22 protein-coding genes are annotated in these 17,593 nt (G+C 29.3%); 2 read left to right on the top strand and 20 right to left on the bottom strand.

The annotated features are described in order from the left end of the window. Positions 1-74 precede the first annotated feature (74 nt). The gene (locus ABUA17_RS01575) at positions 75-377 is read left to right on the top strand and encodes a hypothetical protein (protein WP_042394243.1); all 303 of its coding nucleotides are present in this window, start codon (positions 75-77) and stop codon (positions 375-377) included. A gap of 183 nt (positions 378-560) precedes the next feature. On the opposite strand, the gene ABUA17_RS01570 is transcribed toward ABUA17_RS01575, so the two are convergent. From ABUA17_RS01570 to ABUA17_RS01500, 15 genes are read right to left on the bottom strand one after another with little or no spacing between them, the layout of a single operon-like run. Next, positions 561-1,007, bottom strand: a complete 447-nt coding sequence (locus ABUA17_RS01570; RefSeq protein ID WP_042394244.1) for a 4Fe-4S binding protein — start codon at positions 1,005-1,007, stop codon at positions 561-563. Beyond that, positions 1,000-1,443, bottom strand: coding sequence for an NADH-quinone oxidoreductase subunit B family protein (locus ABUA17_RS01565; RefSeq protein WP_042394246.1), 444 nt, complete (start codon positions 1,441-1,443; stop codon positions 1,000-1,002). The genes ABUA17_RS01570 and ABUA17_RS01565 overlap by 8 nt, the downstream gene beginning before the upstream one ends. A gap of 14 nt (positions 1,444-1,457) precedes the next feature. Next, positions 1,458-2,435, bottom strand: a complete 978-nt coding sequence (locus ABUA17_RS01560) for a respiratory chain complex I subunit 1 family protein (protein ID WP_042394249.1) — start codon at positions 2,433-2,435, stop codon at positions 1,458-1,460. A gap of 11 nt (positions 2,436-2,446) precedes the next feature. Further along, positions 2,447-4,456, bottom strand: a complete 2,010-nt coding sequence (locus ABUA17_RS01555; protein WP_052330572.1) for a proton-conducting transporter transmembrane domain-containing protein — start codon at positions 4,454-4,456, stop codon at positions 2,447-2,449. Then, positions 4,453-4,788, bottom strand: coding sequence for a sodium:proton antiporter (locus ABUA17_RS01550; protein WP_042394251.1), 336 nt, complete (start codon positions 4,786-4,788; stop codon positions 4,453-4,455). The genes ABUA17_RS01555 and ABUA17_RS01550 overlap by 4 nt, the downstream gene beginning before the upstream one ends. Then, positions 4,789-5,229, bottom strand: coding sequence for an MnhB domain-containing protein (locus tag ABUA17_RS01545; RefSeq protein WP_042394254.1), 441 nt, complete (start codon positions 5,227-5,229; stop codon positions 4,789-4,791). 1 nt (position 5,230) lies between these two features. Beyond that, positions 5,231-5,509 carry a hydrogen gas-evolving membrane-bound hydrogenase subunit E gene (gene mbhE / locus ABUA17_RS01540; RefSeq protein WP_042394256.1) on the bottom strand — a complete coding sequence of 93 codons (279 nt, stop codon included), beginning with the start codon at positions 5,507-5,509 and terminating at the stop codon, positions 5,231-5,233. After that, on the bottom strand, positions 5,494-5,760 hold the full coding sequence (locus ABUA17_RS01535; RefSeq protein WP_042394258.1) for a Na(+)/H(+) antiporter subunit B: 267 nt from the start codon (positions 5,758-5,760) through the stop codon (positions 5,494-5,496). Before ABUA17_RS01535 ends, mbhE begins: the two co-directional genes overlap by 16 nt. Beyond that, complete coding sequence (gene mnhG, locus ABUA17_RS01530) at positions 5,753-6,097, bottom strand: monovalent cation/H(+) antiporter subunit G (RefSeq protein ID WP_042394260.1); 345 nt, start codon at positions 6,095-6,097, stop codon at positions 5,753-5,755. The genes ABUA17_RS01535 and mnhG overlap by 8 nt, the downstream gene beginning before the upstream one ends. Then, complete coding sequence (locus ABUA17_RS01525; protein WP_042394262.1) at positions 6,097-6,360, bottom strand: MrpF/PhaF family protein; 264 nt, start codon at positions 6,358-6,360, stop codon at positions 6,097-6,099. Before ABUA17_RS01525 ends, mnhG begins: the two co-directional genes overlap by 1 nt. Continuing rightward, the gene (locus ABUA17_RS01520; protein ID WP_042394263.1) at positions 6,360-6,893 is read right to left on the bottom strand and encodes a Na+/H+ antiporter subunit E; all 534 of its coding nucleotides are present in this window, start codon (positions 6,891-6,893) and stop codon (positions 6,360-6,362) included. The genes ABUA17_RS01525 and ABUA17_RS01520 overlap by 1 nt, the downstream gene beginning before the upstream one ends. Before the next feature lie 18 nt (positions 6,894-6,911). After that, entirely contained in the window at positions 6,912-7,556 is a 645-nt protein-coding gene (gene hypB, locus ABUA17_RS01515) for a hydrogenase nickel incorporation protein HypB (protein ID WP_042394265.1), read from the bottom strand. 1 nt (position 7,557) lies between these two features. Continuing rightward, complete coding sequence (gene hypA, locus ABUA17_RS01510; RefSeq protein ID WP_042394268.1) at positions 7,558-7,899, bottom strand: hydrogenase maturation nickel metallochaperone HypA; 342 nt, start codon at positions 7,897-7,899, stop codon at positions 7,558-7,560. 10 nt (positions 7,900-7,909) lie between these two features. After that, a complete protein-coding gene (locus tag ABUA17_RS01505) occupies positions 7,910-8,992 on the bottom strand; it encodes a hydrogenase large subunit (protein WP_042394270.1) in 1,083 nt (360 codons plus the stop codon). Positions 8,993-9,007: 15 nt separating this feature from the next. Further along, the gene (locus ABUA17_RS01500; protein WP_055274866.1) at positions 9,008-9,385 is read right to left on the bottom strand and encodes an NADH-quinone oxidoreductase subunit C; all 378 of its coding nucleotides are present in this window, start codon (positions 9,383-9,385) and stop codon (positions 9,008-9,010) included. Positions 9,386-9,634: 249 nt separating this feature from the next. Here ABUA17_RS01500 and ABUA17_RS01495 point away from each other — a divergent pair, with 249 nt between their 5' ends. Next, positions 9,635-10,051 carry a hypothetical protein gene (locus ABUA17_RS01495; protein ID WP_042394273.1) on the top strand — a complete coding sequence of 139 codons (417 nt, stop codon included), beginning with the start codon at positions 9,635-9,637 and terminating at the stop codon, positions 10,049-10,051. Between the two features lie 75 nt (positions 10,052-10,126). Here ABUA17_RS01495 and ABUA17_RS01490 read toward each other — a convergent pair whose 3' ends face one another. From ABUA17_RS01490 to ABUA17_RS01470, 5 genes are all read right to left on the bottom strand, one after another. After that, entirely contained in the window at positions 10,127-13,771 is a 3,645-nt protein-coding gene (locus ABUA17_RS01490) for an efflux RND transporter permease subunit (RefSeq protein ID WP_195951802.1), read from the bottom strand. Positions 13,772-13,855: 84 nt separating this feature from the next. Continuing rightward, positions 13,856-14,416, bottom strand: a complete 561-nt coding sequence (locus tag ABUA17_RS01485; protein ID WP_052330573.1) for a coiled-coil domain-containing protein — start codon at positions 14,414-14,416, stop codon at positions 13,856-13,858. 261 nt (positions 14,417-14,677) lie between these two features. Then, on the bottom strand, positions 14,678-15,835 hold the full coding sequence (gene thiI, locus ABUA17_RS01480; protein WP_042394278.1) for a tRNA uracil 4-sulfurtransferase ThiI: 1,158 nt from the start codon (positions 15,833-15,835) through the stop codon (positions 14,678-14,680). After that, a complete protein-coding gene (locus ABUA17_RS01475) occupies positions 15,832-16,974 on the bottom strand; it encodes a cysteine desulfurase family protein (RefSeq protein ID WP_042394282.1) in 1,143 nt (380 codons plus the stop codon). The genes thiI and ABUA17_RS01475 overlap by 4 nt, the downstream gene beginning before the upstream one ends. Before the next feature lie 179 nt (positions 16,975-17,153). After that, complete coding sequence (locus ABUA17_RS01470) at positions 17,154-17,591, bottom strand: ACT domain-containing protein (protein WP_042394286.1); 438 nt, start codon at positions 17,589-17,591, stop codon at positions 17,154-17,156. Positions 17,592-17,593 lie beyond the last annotated feature (2 nt).

Genomic DNA, 17,593 nt, shown 5'->3' with positions numbered 1-17,593 from the left:
TATTTTTTTATTGTAAATATTTTACATAATGCATATAATATTTATACACGCGGGAAATTTTAGGAGGTTATTGTATGGGAAGTAATTGTAGTAATACTAAAGATTCATTTCAAATTTTTTTAGAGGAAAGAAATATTCCTGATCCTGATGAACTACTCGGGAAAGCACTTAAATATTTAAAAGAAAAAGGGAAAAAAGTTTCCTTTAAAGGCTTTGATATAAATAACTCAGCAATTGTTGAAATAGATAACGAACTTTATAAATTTGATAAGTGTTTTGGCCTTTGGCAGTCAGCTCGCTTTACTAAGGTTAATCCCAGTATTTCAGGATATAAACTATTAAATAGAAAATCAAAAATAGAAAGCTATTATTCTTAATAGGAAACTCGACTCCTTTCAGTCGCTGAGTAAGTTCGAGTAAACCAAATTAAAATTTGGACTCTCACTTAGGAAACTCGACTCCTTTCAGTGATTGAGTACACTAAAGTGTAATTTCAACTACCCGAATTAAAATTTTAAATCTCACTTATACAAAAAGGCGCAAATAAGCGCCTTTTTATTTTACATTTTTTCCTTTTTATCTATTACATCTTTTGATTTATCCTCTTGCTTTGGTTTTATAATTGGCTTCTTTGGTGGTAACTTCTTAATAAAGCTTCCTTCAACCTTTAATTTCTCCTTATCATTCTCTACCATCATTACCTCTTCAGTTGTTTTTATTGCATGCTTAGGACAAAAATCTGTACATAACCCACAAAATGTACATGATGCTAAATCAAATGTCATTTTTATTTCCTGTCCACCCTCTACAGGCTTCATTTCCTTAGTAATAGCTTCTCCAGCACAAACCCTAATACAAATTCCACATCCTATACATGCATTAGAATCAAAATAAAGCTTTCCTCTATAATTTTCTGCTCCCTTTGTATTATCAAAATCTTCTTCATTTGTTAATACAGGCTTAAAAATATTACTTATACCTTCTAATAAATAAGGAAGTTTAAACATGCGTCTCTACCTCCCTCTTCTTATTTAATATTTCTACAGCTTTTAATATTCCTTTTGCTATTGCTTCTGGTTTTGGAGAACATCCTGCAACTGTTACATCTACGCTAGTCCATTTATCTAATGGTCCATCAATAGCATAACTACCCTTAAACACATTTCCTGAGGCTGGGCATGAACCTATAGATACAACAACTTTCGGTTCTGGAACTTGTGATAAAACCTTAATCATTCTATCTCTAGACTGTACTGTAATTGGTCCTGTTACAACCACTATATCTGCATGCCTAGGAGAACCTGCAACTTTAACGCCAAATCTTTCTATATCATATCTTGGTCCAAGTAATGCTAGTAATTCAATATCACACCCATTACAAGAGCCAGTATTTAAATGATATATCCAAGGAGATTTTTCCCTACTTTTTTCTACTAATGCCATTATCAAATACCCCCTTACAAATTAAAGCTTACTAATACATAGCTTAATAGTGCTAATATAGTTGGTACTGTCCAATAAAATTTAAACATTTGATTAGATTTATATCTACCCATAAGACCTCTTACTACAGATAAAAATAATACTGTAATCACAACTACTAATACAATTAATATCCATGTATTAACTATTATATTAATTACTAAATTTTCATTTTCAACTCCCGCATTACCTAAAAACAAAACTACAAATAAAGCAGTCATAACATATAATTTTATATTATGTGTTAACTTAAATAAACCAAGCTGCAATCCACTATATTCTGCTAATGGTCCTTCACAAAGTTCAGTTTCTGCCTCTGCCACATCAAATGGTGCAACTCCAATTTTAGCTGGTAAAATCATCAAAAAGGCAATAGCAGCCGGCAATAATGCTATAGAAAACATAAAACTTCCATTAATTTTTTGGGCCATTGATATTGCAGATAAAGAATACGTAGTTTCCATTCCTAAAACCATTCCTGCTTTTTTACAAACAGCTAATATTGATGTTATAAGCGGTAATTCATATGCAATCATAGAAACAACTTCTCTTGAAACACCTATAGATGCAAATGGTGACCCTGATGCAATTCCACCAATTATTATCGCTACTGAAGGAATCGTTAATAAATAGATAATTACAACAATATCTGCCACTCCTCCAAAAAATGTTACATTATATATAGGAAATAAAACTGGTACTATACAAATACTAACTAATGCTATTATTGGTGCCATTATAAATAATTTAGTATTAGCATTTCTAGGTACTATAGTATCCTTTCCTATTAATTTTACAAAGTCATAAAAAGGTTGAGAAATCTTAGGCCCCCTTCTTCTTTGCATTCTTGCAACTATTTTTCTATCCACACCTGATAAAAATAATCCCATAATCATTGTAAAAATAAAGCCTGGGAATATTAATAAATTAATTAATTTTAAAATATACTCCATATTCCCACCTCCTATACAAATATAAATAAAATTATTAATACTATGACTAATGTGCTTACAATCCATAAAGCATAATCATTAACACTTCCGCTATGTGCCCTCTGAATACTGTTTAAATATCCCTTTAATTGATATTTCATTCCCCAGAACAAGTCATTAGCTCCAACCTTAACCTTCTCACCCTCTTCTCCACCAACAAAAATATCATATTTACAACTTGGCTCTATATCTACATTTGAATAATTCACACCATTTGAAGCCTTATTTTGATATCTTGTAAATATACTCATATCAAATTCCTTATCAAGATTTTCATGTATTTCCTCACCAGTCTTTTCTCCTTTAAATATTACAAACAATAAAACACCTAAAAGCAATATTATGAATAAAATCAAAAAATTTGTTGGACTATAAACCCCATTAGTTGAAAATTCAATTTTACTAACATCAAAGTTTATATCCAATACACCATATACATTTCCTAATGCACTTCCAATATATATAGGCAAATTATAAATTGCTCTTACAACTGGTATTAATAAATTATCTACTACTAATCTTGGCATTATTCCTAAAACAACTGTTAACGCTGCTAAAATACCCATTGGTATCTTCATAGATAATGGAACATCCTCTACATTATCATCCTCCTTTTTAATAGGACCAAAAAACACAGAATGTCCTACTTTTATAAACGATGCTAAAGTAAGTGCTGATACTACAACAGCTATTATTGAAGCAATACCCAAATTTCCATTAAAACCTGATTCATAAATCATCCATTTAGATGCAAATCCATTAAAAGGTGGGATACCACTAATTGCTGCTGCTCCAAATAAAAACATCGCCATAGTAAATGGCATTTTCTTTCCTAAACCTGAAACTGAATCTAAATCCGTAGTTCCAGTTGTATACAAAACTGCACCTGCAACTAAAAATAATAACCCTTTAAATATGGCATGATTTATCATATGATAAGTTCCACCGGTTAAAGCCATTATGCTTATCTCTTCACTTTCTATAATTGCAATTCCTAATGCTGTAATTATATATCCAATTTGCGAAACTGAATGAAATGCTAAAAGTCTTTTGAAATCATGTTGTAATAATGCCATAGAAACTCCTATTACCATTGTTACTAATCCCCATATTAAAATTAAATATCCTACTGGCTTGTTAGATACTAGTCCAAAAATCATAAATACTAATCTTATAATTGCATATACTCCTGTTTTACTCATTACACCAGATAGTATCATTGATATTGATGAAGGTGCTGCCATATGAGCATCTGTTGGCCAAGTATGACATGGAACCATAAATGCCTTAACTGCATATCCAACCATCATAAGCGCAAATGCAACTATCATAGTAGAACTCATACCTTGTGATATATTTAAACTTACAGCTATTTCAGCCAAGTTTAATGTTTTAGTTTCACTGTATATCAAACAAGTTCCTAGTAAAATTAAAGATGATCCTAATGATCCTGTTACTATATATTTAAATGCAGCTTCAACTGACTTGTCCTTATAATTTCTAAATGCAGTTAAAGCAATAGCTGCAAAAGTCATTATTTCTAGCATTACATACATATTGAATAAATCACCAGTAAATACAAAACCAATCATACTTGAAGTTAATAATAAAAATAATACATAATATTTTTCTAACCCATTATCATGGCTCATGTATTTTAATGAATAAATTGCTGATAATAACGATGCCCCTGTAATAATTAATGATAAAAATACACCTAATGAATCTATTTCAAGACAAATCCCATAAGCTTTTCCTTCTATAGGAAGCCAATTTCCCATCCAAGTTACTATTACTCCACCCTCAACTAACACTGGCTTAATTAATAATAATACACATATAAACGATACTGTAGTTGCTATAACTGCTAATGCCTTTTTCACTTTTATATATTTTTCTTTAAAAAGCCCAAGTACAAAAGCTAATATAAACGGCGTCATTATCGCAATTATTGGAAGACTATTAATAAATTTAGTACTCACCCTCTAATCCTCCTTATATCATCACTTTCTATACTGTTATAATGCTTATTAATTTTAATAACTATTGATAAAGCAAGTGCAGTAACACAAGCTCCTATTACTATGGATGTAAGAGTTAGTGCTTGAGGAATAGGATCTACAAAATAAGTACTATTATCACTAAATATAGGTGCTGTTCCATTAACTCTGTATCCAATCGAAATTAATAATAGGTTTATTCCTGAATCTAAAATACCCATCCCAATTACTATCTTTATTAGATTTTTCTTCAATACAATTATGGCTAAACCAATAACTATTAATAGAAAAGCTCCAATATAATTAATTGTCATCTACTCCTCCCCCTTCTTATTTAAATTGCTCAACATAATGATTATCAAAAAAGAAATTCCTGCAAAAACTTTAAATCCTACTGCAAAATTCATTAAAAATATACTTCCTGACGAAAATAATTCTCCTGGAGTTCCCTTCTCAAGTATATTTCCAAAAAACACTCCTGAACCTATTAATCCTATAAATGCTAATATTATAAAGCCAAGTGCTCCTAAATCTTCTGCAATTTTAAATGTATTAGAAGCTATTCCATTCTTAACCTTTTTAAATCCATATCCAATATAAATCAATGCAACAGCTCCAGCAATTAGTACTCCACCTTGAAATCCTCCACCTGGTGATAAATGTCCATGTATTATGATATAAAGCCCTAAAGTAAGCAAAATAGGTAAAACTAAATTTGTACAAGAAATTAATATTGAGTCTCTCCTCTTTTTCATATTAGTTCTCCTCCTTTGCTTTCTTCTCTTCTCTTAACACTGCTGCAACACCACAAATTGCAGTGAACAATACTATTGCTTCTCCTAATGTATCATATCCTCTAAAATCAAATACTGTTGCTGTTACTGAATTTATAGCCCCAGTTTTACTCATAGTTTCATTAATAATTATTTGTGATGCATCTCCAAACACTTCTGACTTTGCCCCCATCTTAAATCCAACAAAAGAAAAAATTGCAAGTAATAAAATTAAAATTATATATGCTATTCTTTTTTGCATTTTTCTCCCTCCTTAGTCTTAACCTTATTTAAAGTTATTATAAAGATTACTGGCGTCAATATTGCTCCAACTGCTGCTTCTGCAAGTGCTACATCTGGTGCTTTAAGTATTAAAAATTCTAGTGCTAAAAATGTACCAAGAACAGCCATTGCAATAATACATTGAAGTATATCGTCTAAAAAAAATACACAAAGAGCAGCAATAACTAATCCACATATAACTAAAAAATTAAGTATTTCAAAACTACCCATTTATATCCCTCCTATAATGATCAAACTTCGTTTTATCACTTAACTCTGCTTTATTTTTATATGCAGCTCTTGCCATGGCATGGGCTCCTACTGGATTGCTTATTAATAAAAATACAACTATTATCAATGACTTAATTCCTAATGATGTATTTGATTCACTAAAACCATATATACTACATGCTAAAGCTATTGGCATTGCTCCCATAGTTGCTATATTAGTTGCACTTTGAAGTCTACAAAAAGTATCAGGCATCCTAATTACTCCAACAACGCCGGCTAGTGTAAAGAAGATTCCTATTACTAGTAATATACAAATTATTACTTCTAGTATAGACATTATAATTCCCCCTCTATATACTTAGAAATTAAAACTGTTCCAATAAAACCTAAAAGAGTTATAATAAGTCCAAGATCTAAATACATAGCTCTTTCTTCAATTGCACCAAATAAAATCATTACAATACCTAAAATTATATCTATAGAATCAGCCGCTAAAACTCTATCTATTACATTAGGTCCTTTAAAAACTCTATATACTAAAACTAATGCTAGGATAGCTAATAATATTGCTACTATATAAAATATAGAATTAATATTCATTATTTAAAAAGCCTCCTTACAAAATATTCGAATTTGCCTTTTATTATTTCTGATGCTTCTTTAGTATCTTCTGTAGTCGCATCTATCCAATGAATATACATTGCATTTTTATTATCTTCATCTTCATAAATATCCATTGTTATAGTTCCAGGGGTTAATGTTATGCAATTAGACAACATAGCTAAACCATAATCTGAATTTAAATCTGTAGTTATTTTTACAATACCCGGGTTTATATCTATCTTAGGGGATAATGATTTAATTGCAACACTAAAATTTGCTTTAATCAATTCCCATAAGTATACCGGAATAAATGCTATTAAATTTATTATTCTAAACTTTTTAAACAACCACATTCCATCTTCTCTTGCAAAATATTGACTTGAAAATAGACTAACTATTGCGGCAACAATAGCTCCTACAATAATCTCTTGTGCTCCTAATTTTAAAATATTAAAATCCTGCATTAAAAATAAAATCCAAAACAAATATGATAAAATAAAGGTTCCTAAAAATGCTGTCCATCTTTTCATAAATTATCACCTTCTATATTATATTTTTCTAACTAACCACTCTACGAAAGCTTTTGCTTCACCTTTCTCTAATGAGTTTATTTTAAATATCTGTGAATTAGGATTTCTTAATAATGTCTGATTCCTAACTTCATCTTCATTAAAGTTAAAATATTTTATCATATCATATTTTGTAAGTACTAAGGCATCTGCTTTTGAAAACATTAATGGATACTTTACAACTTTATCATCACCTTCTGGAATACTTAATAATGCAACCTTTAATACCTCCCCAATCTCAAATTCTGCTGGACATACCAAATTCCCTATATTTTCAACTATTATTAAATCTAATTCATTTAAATCAAATTTATTAATAATATTCTTTATTGACATAGCTTCAATATGACAAGCCCCTTGGGTGTTTAATTGAACAACAGGGATTCCTTCATCTTGAATTCTTTTTGCATCTATAGTTCCTTCAATATCCCCTTCAATAACGGCAACTCTTACATCTTTCTTTTTAAGTTCATTAATCAAGTTTAATATAAATGTTGTTTTTCCTGCTCCTGGAGACCCCATAATATTAATCATTTTTACATTGTTATCATTAAGTGTTTTTTGAACTTCCTTGTGACAATCTTCATTCCATTCTAAAATTTGTCTTACAACTTTTATTTCCATATTAATCAACCTCCATTGTATCCAAATAAAACTCTCTTCCCTTTGTAATTTCATATTGCAAACCCTTGCACTTAGGACATTTATAGTCATTCTTACCTATAATGCCTTTATACCCACATTCATTACATTCAATTTCTACTGGTATTTTTTCAACATTAATTTCTGTATTTTCAGCTATTGTTCCTCTTGCTACAATATTAAAGTAGTATGATATACAATCTGGAACTAAGTCTGTTAGCTCTCCAACCTTAATATTTATTTTATTAATCTTTTCAATTTTATGTTTTTCTCCTTCTTCCAGGCATATCTTAAGTAACCCCTTAGTTACAGCTAATTCATGCATATTTTTTCTCCTATCTATCTAAACATGAGAAACATGGATCTATACTTGCAACTATTAACCCTGCATCTGCAATCGTATTATTTTTTAACATAACCGGTACTGTCATTGAATTTTTAAATGTTGGTACATGAATATTAACTCTTCCATTTGTTTGCCCACCGTTTGTTACTACATAATAAGTTACCTCACCCCTTGGGGCTTCAGTAACACTCATATATTCACCTGCTGGCACCTTAGGTATTTTGTTTCCTAAATTAATAGGGCCTTCAGGCATTTTATTTAAAGCTTGTTCAATAATTTTTAAACTTTCTTCAATTTCAATTAACCTTACTACAGCCCTCGAAAATACATCTCCACCATTTGCTAATGCTACATTAAATTCAAAATCTTCATAAGAGTTATATGGCATAGTTTTTCTTACATCAAAATTAACTCCAGATGCTCTTCCATGTGGGCCACATGCCCCATAATTTAAAGCATCATCTTTTGATAAAACTCCAACGCCTTTAGTTCTAGCAGCTATACTTGAATCTTTCGCATATACATTATAGATATTCTTATATTCTTTTCTTAATTCAGCTATAATCTTTATTAATGTTTGTTTTTGATCTCCATCTATGTCTCTACGAGATCCACCAATAATATTCATAGCATAGTTGACTCTATTACCACTTATAACCTCTAGCATATCCATAATTTTTTCTCTTGACGCAAAACACATCATAAATAATGAATCAAATGCAATTATATGTGCAGCTAATCCCAACCATAAATAATGTGAATGTAACCTTTCAAGTTCACTCATAATAACACGAATATATTGACCTCTCTTAGGCACTTCCATACCTGCAATATCTTCTATAGCTAAACAATAAGTCATTGCATGTGAATGAGAGCAAATTCCACATACTCTTTCAACTAGCGTAATTGTTTGAATAAAATTTCTTGTTTCCGTTAATTTTTCTATTCCTCTATGGTTATAACCTATGAATACCTCAGAATCCTTTATAAGTTCTCCTTCAGTAAGAAGCTTAACATGAACTGGCTCTTCTAAAGCTGGATGATAAGGACCTAATGGCAAAATATAACTCATCCCTTCTTCCCCCTCTTATTTATCTTTTAATTTTTTTAATTCATTTAATGGCATTATTAATATTTGCCCCTCACCTTCTTTAAATTCTTCAGGCAAGAACAATCTTCCACTAAATATTAATCCTTCAAATTTTAATGGCATCATTTCTTGAATCTCTTCTTCAAACCACTGTGCACCTTTATATATATTAGTCACAGTTGGTAATATAGTCTCACCTTTAATGTGATAATGTTTCCTAAAATTATCATATTCAAGCGTATACACTACAATATTATTTTTATCTTTATCTACGTATCCATTTATAGCTACTAATCTTCCCTGCTTTTCTCTAACATCTTTTACTTTTGAGATAATTTCTTCTTTATTAATCTCTTCTATTGTAATTTTATTCATAAGACACCTCCCCTTGTCTAAAGTAATATTTTTATATTTTTGCATAATTATTACATATGCTTACCTTATATTATACAAGAGTTTACCTCTTATTTTAATATCATATTCATGTGTTTTAAATTTTATTTTATATTATCTTTCTTTGAATTATTAATTCTATTTTTTGTTTTATATCTATAATTTTTATGCTATAATGACAATATAATTATTGTTAACATAGTATAATTTATAATAAAAGGAGTTTTTGCAATGGGTTTCAAAGATAAAATGACAAAATACTACTCTGATGCATATATGAATAAATATGGAGATAGAATGACAAGTGTATCTGGTACAGTTTTATCAGTTAAAACTGAAACTAAGAGCTTTCTTGGTATTTTTAATAGATTACATGTTTGGCTAGTTGTTAAATCTGATGCTGGTAAGCAAATAGCTAAATGTGAATATAAAAGAAATAGATGGTTTAAAAAGCCAGAATTTATTGACATAAACCAAGGTCACAAAATAATTGTTATGGGTATTAAGGGTGAAAAAGGTAAAGCAAATTCTGAAGTTGTTATAGCTTCAAACATCGCTAACTTAACTACTAGAAAAGACCTTCATCCATTTGACCATAGTCAAATAAAAAAAGCAAGACAACAAGCTACTAAAATGAGAACTAGATAATCAAAAAAGAGTCGAATATACGACTCTTTTTTTTATTTCTTATAATATTTCTTTTTAGCCTTTACACTGATAAAACTAAATTGATTCCTCAATTATTATTGGTTTCAACTCTCTTCTGTGTAAAATATCATACATAATTGGAACTATAAATAAAGTTAAAACAGTAGCATAAGTTAACCCACCAATTGTAACTATAGCCATTGGCTGAATCATATCTGCTCCCATTCCAATTCCCATAGCTAAGGTAGATAATCCTAAAATAGTTGTTAATGCAGTCATTAATATTGGTCTAATTCTTGCTTTTCCAGCTTCAATTAATGCCTCCTTCTTTTTCATCCCACCTAATCTCAACTGATTTACATAATCTACAAAAACAATACCATTATTAACAACTATTCCTGCAAGCATTAAAAAACCTAATATTGAAATCATATTTAATTCAAATCCTGTAATAATTAATGCTAAAAATCCTCCTGTAAATGCAAGTGGAATAGTAAATAGTACTATAAATGGTGATAGTAAAGACTGAAATTGTGCTACCATAATTAAATATATAAATACTATGGCCATTGCAATCATAAGTATTAAATCCCCAAAAGCTTGTTTCATTGAATCACTTTCTCCACCAATTTCAATAGTATACCCTTCAGGCAATTCATATTTATCTATTTCTTTTTCTACAGCTTTACTCACATTTCCTACATTATGTTCTGCATCAATAGCTGCACTTACAGTAATAGCTCTAGTTTGATTAATATGATTAATTGAAGATAATCCATTTTCTTCACTAATTGTTGCAATTTCACTTAATGCAATTTTTTCTTCATTGCCATTCTTAGTTCCTTTAATTTCAAGATCCTTAATATTATCTCTTTTCAAAGTATTATTACTATCTTTTGCTATTATTACTGGATAATCACTAGAATTTATACTTAATGAAGTTGAAGTTGTTTCTAATGATATCTCTTGCGCTACAGCCTGATAAACTTGTGCTACCGTTAATCCATATTCCATAGCTTTATTTTTATCAACAGTTATCCTTGTTTCTAAAGAGGTATCTTCTTGTCCATTAGATACTTCAATTGTACCATCTACTTTACTAATTATATCTGCTATATCATTAGCTATTTCTTTAATCTTATCTAAATCATCACCTTCAACAGAAAGACTTATTCCAGATCCCCCCAAAGCAGACATATCCATAGTTGAAGTAGTTACATTAATTTCACAATTTAAATCTTTTGTTTTATCTTCAATTAATTTCCCAACCTCTTTGCTTGATAGTTTTTTATCATCTTTTAAAATTACATAAAGTGAAATTGATTTACTATCTCCTCCACCCATTAAGCTCATAGAACTTGAATTTTGCATTGCCCCTATAGTATCAACATCATCAATTTCAGAAATCCTATCAATAATTGTATTACTCATCTCTCTTAAATCAGTAGTTTTTGTATCATTATCCATAGTCATACTAACAGAAATTTGAGTACTATCCATTTCAGGCATAAGAGAACTTCCTCGTGATATTGAAATTACTGTACTACTAACAAGTAATACAACAACCAAAATTAGAAATATTGGCTTATATCTTAATGCAAATTTAAGTGCTTTACTATATATTTTTATAAATTTATTAAAAAATTTGTGCTCTTTTTCCACTGTTGTTTTAAGCATCGTAGATGACATAGTAGGTACTAATGTTAATGCTACAATTAAGCTGGCTATTAACGAATATGCTATAGTTAATCCCATATCAGTAAATAACTGCCTAGATATACCTTCAGTAAATACTATAGGTAAAAATACACAAATGGTAGTTAATGTTGATGCTAAAATTGCTCCTGCAACTTGAGTTGATCCCTTAACAGCTGCTTGAATTGCTGACATACCTTCATTTCTTAATCTATATATGTTTTCTATAACAACAATACTGTTATCAACTAACATACCAACACCTAATGCTAAACCAGCTAATGATATAACATTCATTGTTACACCGCTAAAATACATCATTACTAATGCAAATAATAAACTTATTGGAATACTAAAAGCAATAATTATTGTTGGTTTTATATTTCTTAAAAACAGTAATAATATAATTATTGCTAATATACCACCTAAAATTAAATTGCTTAATACAGAATGAATAACGATATTAATATATATTCCTTGGTCTTCTAGTGCTGTAATATGCATATCCTGATTATTTTTTTGTAATTCCTCTATTGTATCATTAATTTTATTGGATACTTCTGATGTAGAGTAGGTGCTTTGCTTTTGAAAAGATAATATTATTCCATCATTGCCATTTATCTTAGCATACATTTCATCCGAGTTATCTGTATATGAAACTTCAGCAATATCCTTTAAATATATATCTCCTACTCCTTCAACATCAATATTAAATAATAAAAGATTTTCTAACTCCTCTAATGAAGTTAATTCATCTCCTACTTTAACCAAATATTTTTCTTCATCTTCTTGAATGTATCCTGCTGGCATTGAAAAATTTTCTGCCTTTAGAATATTTGATATAGTTGATGCCGAAAGTGCTTCTCCTATACCTGCATTCTTATATACTTCATCCCTTGAAGCTTCGAATTCTTTTATGCTTTTGTTTAGTTCTGCTTCACTATTTGTAAGTTGTGCAGAAGCTTTACTTAATTCTTGATTTAAAGTTAACTTACCTAATTCTAGTTCTTTTTCCTTATCAGCTAATCCTGTAAGTTGTGTTTCTAATTCACCCTTTTTAGTAGTAATCTCTGAAATTCCTGAATTAATTGCCTCTAACCCACTAGTTAATTCATTTAGTAATTCTTGCTCCTTTTCAGATATTTCAATTCCTACTCCTTGTTGTGCTTCTAAGAACTTGTCCAACAAGTTCTTTTTCTGTTCTATATCAGCCTTTTGATTTTCTAAATCATTTTGAGCTAATAATAAGCTATTAATTGCTTCAATTAATTGTGTTTTACCACTTTCTAAAGCTGCACTTGCTTCTGCAAGCTGTGCTGTTTGCTCTTTTCCCTGAGTTTCTAACTGATTCTTTCCTGATTCTAATTGATTCTTTGCATCATCTAATTGTGCTTTTCCTTCTGCTAACTTTTCATCAACACTAGCAAGCACCTTATTATTAATTGAATCAATTTTTTCTTGATTTAATTGGATCTTTATTTTTTCTTCCACTAACCCTGTTGAATTTACTGACGCTACCCCATCAATTTTTTCAAAGGCCGGAATAACTGTTTCATTTACAATCTTAGTTACTTCCTTTGTATCTAATCCATTAACATCTATGCTTGCAACCATTATAGGTAACATATCTGGATTCATCTTCATTACCATAGGTGATTGAACATCATCATCAAACTGAGCTTGAGCTAAGTCAATGTAACTATTCATTTCAATTAAGATACTATCCATATTAACACTTTGTTCAAACTCTAAAATTATAATACTTGAATTTTCACTAGAAATACTATTTATATTCTTAACTCCACTTGTTGTTGCAAGTGATTGTTCTAGTGGCTTAGTAACTGCAAGTTCTACCTTTTCAGGGCTTGCCCCTGGATATGTTGTCATAACAACAACATATGGTAAGTCCATACTCGGCAATAAATCTGTAGTCATTTTTGTAAATGATATTACGCCTAGTAATACAACTAATATTACTGAAACGAAAACTGTAAATGGTTTTTTAACACTAAATTTTGAAAGCATTATTACCCTCCTATTATTGGCATATTAAGTTAATTTTAACTTTACAGCACAATAATTTCAAGGAAGTTACTAATTTATAACTATTTATTTACAATTTTCACATTTAAAATCTTTTCCACTTTCGTTTACTGTTCCACTATTAATTATTTTACTTCTAGCTAAAGTTCTACATGTACTCTTAGAATGATATGTTTTTCCATTAGGTGTCCAATATACAATCTCTTCTTGATTTAATAAATTATCATTATTTTCATCTATTAAATCAAGTATGTTGCTTTCTTCACTTTCTACGCAAGTTTTCTCTTCACCTTTTTCGTTAATTTCTACATTTATTTCATCATGCTCAATTTCTTTTACTTTTATTTCATTTTCTTGTGCTTCTATTTGACTTTCTTTTAAATCATTCTCATTTTCTATTAATATACTATTATGTAAATTATCTTTCTCTTTATTAATATGTCTTTCTTTAATACTTTCTTCTCTATTATCTATCTTACTATCTTTATCTTTATTTTTATCTTCTTTAAAAATTCCTAAAGGTAAAAACTTTACTACCTGTACTTTAAAACTTCCTCTTAAAATTTCATTTCCATACATAACTATAACAATTAGTACTATTACTAAAAATATTATAAATACAGCCATATACTTTTCTCCTAACATAATTATCTTATAAACTCTACTTCGACATTAAATAAAATTATTCTCTCTTATTATTATATAAAATATATAATACTTTTAAATAGTTTTTTCTTTCTTTTATATATAAATCTTTTAATATCTACTAAAAATTAAAAGAACTACCCTACAGTAGTTCTTTTAATTTTATTAATGTATTCTTCTCACGATTTTATAAATGACTATATTTTTCATTATAATTAAAGGTTTATATGCACATATGCCAAACTAAAATACCACTAATTCAGTTCCTTCAATTGCCTTATTAACCATTTCTTCTACATCAAGAACAGATTCAGCTTTTCTCATAGCTTCTAACTGTGGCTTAGTTTTAGGATGTTTTGGAACAAATATTGTACAACAATCTTCATATGGTAATATTGAAGTATCATATGTACCTATTTCCTTGGCAATATCCATTATATCTCCTTTATCCATGGCAATTAATGGTCTAAATACAGGTCTATCAGCGCAATCAGTACTAACTATTAAACCTTCCATAGTTTGACTTGCTACTTGCCCAATACTTTCTCCACTTGAAATTGATTGTACTCCATACTTTTCAGCTAAAGTACATGCACATCTCATCATGAATCTTCTCATTAATATAGTTAATTCATCTTGTCTGCATTTTTCCATTATATCTAATTGGATTTCTGTAAATGGAACTATGTATAAATTAACTCTTTCTGTATAATTTGAAAGTATTTTAGCTAATTCCTTAACCTTATCCTTGGCTCTCTCTGAAGTATATGGATGACTGTGATAATATACACAATTTAACTCTACTCCTCTTCTAGCCATTAAATATCCAGCTACTGGAGAATCAATCCCACCTGATAGCATTAACATAGTGCTACCATTCATTCCATATGGTAATCCCCCAACACCTTTTATTTTATCTTTGCTTGTAAATACATATGCCTTTTCTCTTATTTCTATATTTACTAAACATTCAGGGTTTTTAACATCTACATCTAAACCTTCACCAAAGTGATGAAGTACATAGCCACCAACATCTCTTGATGTTTCAATAGAGTTTAATTGGAACTTTTTATTTGCTCTATTAGTTTCAATTTTAAATGTTTTAGGATTAGCTTCCTTAACTTTTTTTAATGCTTCTTCTTTAATGGCAGTTAAATCTCTTTCTACTTGAGTAACTATACAAACTTCTGCAACACCAAATACTTTTCTTACTCTTTCTACTGCTGCTTCTATATCATCAGCTTTTATAAAGCCTCTACCTTGATCTGTTACAAATTCAAATTGTAATCCTGAAAGCTTTTTTTCTATATTTTCCTTTAACTTTCTTTCAAATTTCCCTCTATTTAATCCTTTTAAAAATATTTCTGAAGCATACTTCACTAAAATTAACTTATTATTCATCTTTTTACTCTCCTTAAAAACATTAATGACTTTTTCAAAACATTAATTGTATAATCTACTTCTTCTTTTGTATTTTCATATGAGAAAGAAAACCTAATAGCTGATTCCACTTCTTTGTTAGTTAACCCTAGAGCCTTTATTACGTAACTTCCATGAGCCGCACTAGTTTTAGACGTGCATGCTGATCCGGTTGCTACAAAAATATTTTCCTCTTCTAATAAATGCAATAACACTTCAGCTCTAACTCCTAAAAATGAAACATTTAAAATATAAGGGCTATAGCCATCAATCTTGCTATTTATTCTAATATCCTTAATTTCTTCTAATCTTTCAATAAAATATTTTTTTAACTCTAAAGTTTTATCGTATCTTTCATCCATATTCTCAAAAGTAATTTTAGAAGCCTTTTCAAATCCTATTATTGCTGGTAAGTTTTCTGTTCCTGCTCTATAACCTTTTTCCTGTCCACCACCAGAAATTAAAGAATTTAATACAATGCCTTTTTTTATATAAACAAATCCTGCACCCTTTGGTCCATGAATTTTATGCGCTGCTGTTGTTAAAAAATCAATTTTAGCTTTATTAACATCAATAGGTAATTTTCCATAAGCTTGAACTGCATCTACATGAAATTTAGCTCTTGAACTTCTTTCTTTAATTAAATTTCCTATTGCTTCAAGATCTTGAACAACACCTATCTCATTATTAACATGCATAATTGATACTAAAACTGTATCTTTATTAATAGCTTCTTCTAAATCTTCTAATGAAATTCTTCCTTCACTATCAACATCTAAATATGTAATTTTAACACCTTTCTCTTCTAGATATTTACACGTACTAATTATTGAATGATGCTCAAAAGCAGTCGTTATTAGATGATGACCTGGTTTTAATAAACCTTTTAATATAAGGTTATTACCTTCACTTCCACCAGAGGTAAAGTAAATTTCATCTTTATTGCATTTAATGGTAGATGCAAAATACTCTCTAGCTTCATTTAATCGCTTTTCACATTTCATTCCAATTTTATGTAATGATGATGGATTGCCAAAGTACTCTTTCATACCTTTGCTTACTTCATCTATAACTTCATCATAAGGCATAGTAGTAGCACTATTATCAAAATATACATTCATTGACAATCACTCCTTTCTTTTAGTATTTACATCATAAGTTAAGTTTAACAGTTTATAAATTGAAGTTACAACTTTCACATTAGAAAAAGTTGTTTCATATTAATTTTACATTCTATCAAAATAAACCTCTTAGGTCAATCTAATATTCAGAATGACCTAAGAGGCTATTATATTATATTTTATTCCATAGCTATAAATTCTACTCTATCTACATATTCTAGACTTTTTAAATCTTCTAGCATTTCACTTAATTCAATTTTCATTGATGATATATCAATAGTTAAACTTAAATTAGCTAAATTATTAATTGGAATACCTTGATCAATTGTTAGTATATTTCCATCATGCTCTGAAATAAAGTTAAGTATATTTGAAAGAACTCCCTTTTGATGCCCAATTATCATATTAAAAGTTGCCTTTCTCCCATTAGACATTTGAGAAAACTCAAACACATAATCCTTATACTTATAATAAACACTTCTGCTTATTCCAGCTAACTTAGTAGCTTCAGTTACTTCTTTTACCTTACCTTCTTGTAAGATTTTTTTTGTTGTAATCACTTTTTCATATACTTCTGGCAAAACCTTTTTATCAATAACTAAATAGTCTCCGTTCATGC

The sequence above is a fragment of the Clostridium sp. RTP31139st1_H3_RTP31139_211217 genome, assembly GCF_040227035.1.
Taxonomy (GTDB): domain Bacteria; phylum Bacillota; class Clostridia; order Clostridiales; family Clostridiaceae; genus Clostridium; species Clostridium saudiense.
The sequence above is the reverse complement of the archived record's forward strand: the minus strand, read 5'-3'. Positions and strand labels throughout refer to the sequence as shown.

Excerpts from the sequence above, each read along its gene's own strand:
- thiI (WP_042394278.1), bottom strand. The coding sequence starts at position 15,835 with ATGAATAATAAGTTAATTTTAGTGAAGTATGCTTCAGAAATATTTTTA.
- ABUA17_RS01535 (WP_042394258.1), bottom strand. The coding sequence starts at position 5,760 with ATGGGTAGTTTTGAAATACTTAATTTTTTAGTTATATGTGGATTAGTT.
- mnhG (WP_042394260.1), bottom strand. The coding sequence starts at position 6,097 with ATGTCTATACTAGAAGTAATAATTTGTATATTACTAGTAATAGGAATC.
- ABUA17_RS01505 (WP_042394270.1), bottom strand. The coding sequence starts at position 8,992 with ATGAGTTATATTTTGCCATTAGGTCCTTATCATCCAGCTTTAGAAGAG.
- ABUA17_RS01470 (WP_042394286.1), bottom strand. The coding sequence starts at position 17,591 with ATGAACGGAGACTATTTAGTTATTGATAAAAAGGTTTTGCCAGAAGTA.
- ABUA17_RS01570 (WP_042394244.1), bottom strand. The coding sequence starts at position 1,007 with ATGTTTAAACTTCCTTATTTATTAGAAGGTATAAGTAATATTTTTAAG.
- ABUA17_RS01495 (WP_042394273.1), top strand. The coding sequence starts at position 9,635 with ATGGGTTTCAAAGATAAAATGACAAAATACTACTCTGATGCATATATG.
- ABUA17_RS01500 (WP_055274866.1), bottom strand. The coding sequence starts at position 9,385 with ATGAATAAAATTACAATAGAAGAGATTAATAAAGAAGAAATTATCTCA.
- ABUA17_RS01485 (WP_052330573.1), bottom strand. The coding sequence starts at position 14,416 with ATGGCTGTATTTATAATATTTTTAGTAATAGTACTAATTGTTATAGTT.
- ABUA17_RS01545 (WP_042394254.1), bottom strand. The coding sequence starts at position 5,229 with ATGAAAAAGAGGAGAGACTCAATATTAATTTCTTGTACAAATTTAGTT.
- mbhE (WP_042394256.1), bottom strand. The coding sequence starts at position 5,509 with ATGCAAAAAAGAATAGCATATATAATTTTAATTTTATTACTTGCAATT.
- ABUA17_RS01575 (WP_042394243.1), top strand. The coding sequence starts at position 75 with ATGGGAAGTAATTGTAGTAATACTAAAGATTCATTTCAAATTTTTTTA.
- ABUA17_RS01560 (WP_042394249.1), bottom strand. The coding sequence starts at position 2,435 with ATGGAGTATATTTTAAAATTAATTAATTTATTAATATTCCCAGGCTTT.
- ABUA17_RS01565 (WP_042394246.1), bottom strand. The coding sequence starts at position 1,443 with ATGGCATTAGTAGAAAAAAGTAGGGAAAAATCTCCTTGGATATATCAT.
- ABUA17_RS01550 (WP_042394251.1), bottom strand. The coding sequence starts at position 4,788 with ATGACAATTAATTATATTGGAGCTTTTCTATTAATAGTTATTGGTTTA.
- hypA (WP_042394268.1), bottom strand. The coding sequence starts at position 7,899 with ATGCATGAATTAGCTGTAACTAAGGGGTTACTTAAGATATGCCTGGAA.
- hypB (WP_042394265.1), bottom strand. The coding sequence starts at position 7,556 with ATGGAAATAAAAGTTGTAAGACAAATTTTAGAATGGAATGAAGATTGT.
- ABUA17_RS01520 (WP_042394263.1), bottom strand. The coding sequence starts at position 6,893 with ATGAAAAGATGGACAGCATTTTTAGGAACCTTTATTTTATCATATTTG.
- ABUA17_RS01525 (WP_042394262.1), bottom strand. The coding sequence starts at position 6,360 with ATGAATATTAATTCTATATTTTATATAGTAGCAATATTATTAGCTATC.
- ABUA17_RS01490 (WP_195951802.1), bottom strand. The coding sequence starts at position 13,771 with ATGCTTTCAAAATTTAGTGTTAAAAAACCATTTACAGTTTTCGTTTCA.
- ABUA17_RS01475 (WP_042394282.1), bottom strand. The coding sequence starts at position 16,974 with ATGAATGTATATTTTGATAATAGTGCTACTACTATGCCTTATGATGAA.